We start from the raw sequence: 1,067 nt of genomic DNA on the forward strand, positions 1-1,067 counted from the left end.
CCGCGCCGTCGAGCAGGCCCTGGAGGAGCACGGCGGCGACATCGAGGCCGCGACCGAAGCACTCGTGAAAAAGGCCGTACCGAATGCGATGACGCTTTTCGAGGCGACCCGCGTCGGCGCGAACTACGAGCACACCGTTTATCCGGAAATCCTGGAAAGCCTGCGGAAGAAGACCCGCGACGGTGTCGATGAAATCTGGGAGGGCCGCCACAACTGGAACAACACCGTGCTGCTGGACGAGCTCCACGCCGGCACCCGGGCCCCGGTCGACGTCGAGGCCCTGGACACCAACGCGGCGTTCTGCTCGGCCTTCAAGACCCACCTGCCGATCGGGGCCCTGGTCCCCCAGCAGGTCCCCGGTTTCGACCCGAAGCGCTCCGGTATCTACCTCCTGGCCAGCCGTCCCGCCTGGAACCACCCGCACCTGCCCGACCCGATCGGCAACCGCCGCGAGGAGGGCCCCGTCCTCCTGGACGACGCCACGATCCGCCTCCTGGCCCGCTGCCACAAGCTCGGCCTGGCCGACGCACCGGTGATCGCCGAGTGCTGGACCTCCGGCGCATCCGAGAACCTGCTGGAGAAATTCCGCCGTGTCCTGACCGAAGCCCGGGAAACCGCGCTGCGCCGCGAAAAGGAAGGGTTCGCGGACGGCACGGTCGCGGTCGAGTACATCAAGGCGATGTATTCGAAATTCACTTCCACTCTGGGGGAGTCGAGCGCGAACCTGGAGATCCGCCGACCCGAGTGGATGCACATTGTCCGCTCCCAGGCATTCGCGAATCTCTGGTACAAGGCGCACAAGGTCCACCAGAGCGGCCTTACCGTGGTCCGCGTCCGGGGTACCGACGAACTCCACGTCACCGGCGGAGAATGGCGTAAGATCGCGGGCAGGGACGGCGGCGTATTCGAAGAAGGCCGCCTGACCACCCAGATGAAACTCAAGAACCGGTACACCCTCCCGAGGACGCAGAAGGCCGCCTAAACAATGTCGACCGACGGATGGAAGAACTTCGGCCGCTACGGCGCGAACCGCGACCCGGGAAATGTCCACGGCGCCGTCGCCCTGG

At 66.3% G+C, this 1,067-nt stretch carries 1 protein-coding gene; it reads left to right on the forward strand.

Features of this window, described 5'->3' with window-relative positions:
* Positions 1–982 (forward strand): hypothetical protein (locus BMY61_RS43820; protein WP_342342570.1); only part of this gene is annotated, 982 nt, incomplete at its 5' end.
* Positions 983–1,067 lie beyond the last annotated feature (85 nt).

Source organism: Streptacidiphilus jiangxiensis, assembly GCF_900109465.1.
Classification (GTDB): domain Bacteria; phylum Actinomycetota; class Actinomycetes; order Streptomycetales; family Streptomycetaceae; genus Streptacidiphilus; species Streptacidiphilus jiangxiensis.